The 4,042-nt window shown below is 47.8% G+C and carries 2 protein-coding genes; both read left to right on the top strand.

Annotated features, from left to right (window positions below; genetic code table 11):
- The first annotated feature begins 65 nt into the window (after nt 1-65).
- On the top strand, nt 66-1,913 hold the full coding sequence (locus P5683_RS11070; protein WP_315669443.1) for an SUMF1/EgtB/PvdO family nonheme iron enzyme: 1,848 nt from the start codon (nt 66-68) through the stop codon (nt 1,911-1,913).
- Nucleotides 1,914-2,039: 126 nt separating this feature from the next.
- A complete protein-coding gene (locus tag P5683_RS11065) occupies nt 2,040-3,923 on the top strand; it encodes an SUMF1/EgtB/PvdO family nonheme iron enzyme (RefSeq protein WP_315669442.1) in 1,884 nt (627 codons plus the stop codon).
- Nucleotides 3,924-4,042 lie beyond the last annotated feature (119 nt).

The raw sequence follows: 4,042 nt of genomic DNA, 5'->3' as shown, positions 1-4,042 counted from the left end.
TAAAAGCCGGTTAATTTTCGGCATTTATGGTAATGTAGAATCAGGTATCAATAACCCTCCTGATTATGAGCCAGTGTCTCAACCCAGACTGCCTCCACATCAACCCCGACGGTTCCCAGTTTTGCCAAAAATGTGGCAGTAAACTCCGACTGGCAGAACGCTACTATGCTAAAAGCATCCTCGGACAAGGTGGGTTCGGACGCACATTTCTGGCAGTGGATGACTTCAAACCTTCTAAACCTCCCTGCGTGATTAAGCAATTCCTTCCCCAGGCGCAAGGAACCGCTACCCTAGAAAAAGCCGCCCAATTATTCGACCAAGAAGCCCAACGTTTAGAACTCCTCGGCAAACATTCCCAAATCCCGGAACTTTTGGCTTATTTTACGGCTGATAACCGTCAATATTTAATTCAGGAATTTATCGAAGGAGAAACCCTACAACAGGAGTTAGATAATCAAGGCGCTTTTACCGAAAATCAAATCATTTCGCTGCTAAAGGATTTATTGCCAGTTTTGGATTTCGTCCACCAAAATCAAGTAATTCACCGGGATATTAAACCGGAAAACATCATTAGACGAGCCAGTGATAACAAGTTAGTCCTAGTGGATTTTGGAGCATCTAAACAGGTGCAGCGCACATCTATGAGCGTCACGGGAACGGTTATCGGTTCGGCGGCATATTGCGCCCCGGAACAGGCTATGGGAAAACCTCAATATGGGAGTGATTTATATAGTTTAGGGGTGACTTGTTTATACCTGCTAACCCAAGTGAGTCCGTCGAATTTATATGACCCCTTAGAATTACAATGGGTGTGGCGTGAGCATTTAAATGACAATCAGTTGAGTGAGAAACTAGGCAAAATCTTAGACCGTTTGGTTGAGACAGTGTTTAACAAACGCTATCAATCTGTAGCGGAAGTTTGGGAAGATTTACGGCGATATTATGGGAAATCGCCCAACCCAACAAGTCCTCAAACCGTCATCCCAGAGACTGTTAAACAGACTCCCAATACAACTGGCAAACCGGTAACCCAGAAGTTTGAATTTGATATCGTTACGGTCAATTCAATGGGTCGAGAAATTAACCGTCGTCCCGGTCAGGCTGAATGTATTATCGAAGACCTGGGAAATAGTGTAACTCTGGAGATGGTGCTAATTCCGGGAGGAACCTTTATTATGGGTGCGTCGAGTGGTGAACCTAGAAGTTCTAATGCTGAAAGACCCCAACACCAAGTCACGATTAAACCCTTCCTAATGGGGAAATATCCGGTTACCCAAGCACAATGGCGACAAGTGGCTAGTTTCCCCAAACTCCAACGGGACTTGAGCCTAGACCCCTCATATTTTAAAGGATTAAATCTTCCGGTTGAAAAAGTTTTTTGGTATGATGTAATGGAGTGGTGCGATCGCCTCTCGAAAAGAATTGGCAAACCCTACCGATTGCCCAGTGAAGCCGAGTGGGAATATGCAGCCCGCGCCGGAACCACTAGCCCCTTTCATGTCGGTGATACCCTGACGACGGACCTCGCCAACTACGATGGCGGCTACAGCTATAGCTCAGGACCGAGGGGAGCCTACCGCAAAAAAACCACCCCCGTCGGTCAGTTTCAACACGCCAACGCCTTTGGCTTGTATGATATCCACGGGAATATTTGGGAATGGTGCGCTGACCCCTGGCACGAAGGCTATGGTGGCGCTCCCTCGGACGGGCGAGTGTGGGATTATGGTAACGATAATCGTTATGAAAACATTATTGAACATTTAGTCGATTTTTTGGAAAAAGGGACAAAAGACATGAGGGTGCTGCGCGGCGGTTCGTGGCTAAACTTTCCTGTGAGCTGCCGTTGTGCCAACCGCGTCATGGACTACCCGGACAGCTTCGGCCGCAACAGCGGTTTTCGGGTAGCGCTTTAGTAGGTTGGGTGAAGCGCAGCGCAACCCAACTTTCCCAGCCGTGATAAATCAGGTGTCTGTGAAAAAGCCGGTTAATTTTGGGCATTTATGGTAATGTAGAATCAGGTATCAATAACCATCCTGATTATGAGCCAGTGTCTCAACCCAGACTGCCTCCACATCAACCCCGACGGTTCCCAGTTTTGCCAAAAATGTGGCAGTAAACTCCGACTGGCAGAACGCTACTATGCTAAAAGCATCCTCGGACAAGGTGGGTTCGGACGCACATTTCTGGCAGTGGATGACTTCAAACCTTCTAAACCTCCCTGCGTGATTAAGCAATTCCTTCCCCAGGCGCAAGGAACCGCTACCCTAGAAAAAGCCGCCCAATTATTCGACCAAGAAGCCCAACGTTTAGAACTCCTCGGCAAACATTCCCAAATCCCGGAACTTTTGGCTTATTTTACGGCTGATAACCGTCAATATTTAATTCAGGAATTTATCGAAGGAGACACCCTACAACAGGAGTTAGATAATCAAGGGACTTTTAGCGAAAATCAAATCAGTTCCCTGCTCAAGGATTTATTGCCAGTTTTGGATTTCGTCCACAAACATAAAGTAATTCACCGGGATATTAAACCGGAAAACATCATTAGACGCGCCAGTGATAACAAGTTAGTCCTAGTGGATTTTGGAGCATCTAAACAGGTGCAGCGCACATCTATGAGCGTCACGGGAACGGTTATCGGTTCGGCGGCATATTGCGCCCCGGAACAGGCTATGGGAAAACCTCAATATGGGAGTGATTTATATAGTTTAGGGGTGACTTGTTTATACCTGCTAACCCAAGTGAGTCCGTCGAATTTATATGACCCCTTAGAAGCACAATGGGTGTGGCGTGAGCATTTAAATGGCAATCAGGTGAGTGATAAATTAGGTAAAATATTAGACCGTTTGGTTGAGACAGTCTTTAAAAAACGCTATCAATCTGTAGCGGAAGTGTGGGCAGATTTAAAGCCGCGATATGCTGGTGATATCCGAATGCCGCGATATGCTGAGGATAAACAGATCCGAATTCAGAAGATAAAGAAGATAACTCCCCCACCTGTAGTCATTAAAACACCGCCTAAAGCCTCCACCCAGAAGTTTGAATTTGATATCGTTACGGTCAATTCAAAGGGCCGAGAAATTAACCGCCGTCCCGGTCAGGCTGAATGTATTATCGAAGACCTGGGAAATGGGGTGACTCTGGAGATGGTGCTAATTCCGGGGGGAACCTTTATTATGGGTGCGCCGAGTGGTGAAGCTGGAAGTTCTTATGATGAAAGACCCCAACACCGAGTCACGATTAAACCCTTCCTCATGGGAAAATATCCGGTTACCCAAGAACAATGGCGACAAGTGGCTAGTTTCCCCAAACTCCAACGAGACCTCAACTATAACCCCTCCAAATTTGCCGGATTAAATCTTCCGGTTGAAAAAGTTTCATGGTATGATGTAATCGAGTGGTGCGCCCGCCTCTCGAAAAGAATCGGCAAACCCTACCGATTACCCAGTGAAGCCGAGTGGGAATATGCAGCCCGCGCCGGAAGAACTAGCCCCTTTCATGTCGGTGATACCCTGACCACCGACCTCGCCAACTACGATGGCAACTACACCTATAGCTCAGAACCCAAGGGAGCCTCCCGCAAAAAAACCACCCCCGTCGGTCAGTTTCAACACGCCAACGCCTTTGGCTTGTATGATATCCACGGAAATGTTTGGGAATGGTGCGCTGACCCCTGGCACGACAGCTACAATGGTGCGCCTTCGGATGGTCGTGTGTGGGATTATGGCAACGATAATCGTGGTCAAAATATTGTTGAATATTTAGTCAACCTTTTGGCAAGCAGACCAGACACAACAAAAGTAGTGCTGCGCGGCGGTTCGTGGTACAGCAATCCAGTAAACTGCCGTTGTGCCGCCCGCGACAGGGGCGGCTCAGACCTCCTCTACTTCAGCTGCGGTTTTCGGGTGGCTTGTGCGCTTTAGTAGGTTGGGTGAAGCGCAGCGAAACCCAACTTCCCCCAGCCCAACGGGGTTTGTTTCCCAATGGGGAACCGGGAACTTGAGCCCCCATTGTACCATCACACTGATGCACTCAAAAGCGA

Source organism: Limnospira sp. PMC 1279.21 (assembly GCF_032349615.1).
Classification (GTDB): domain Bacteria; phylum Cyanobacteriota; class Cyanobacteriia; order Cyanobacteriales; family Microcoleaceae; genus Limnospira; species Limnospira fusiformis.
The sequence above is the reverse complement of the archived record's forward strand: the minus strand, read 5'-3'. Positions and strand labels throughout refer to the sequence as shown.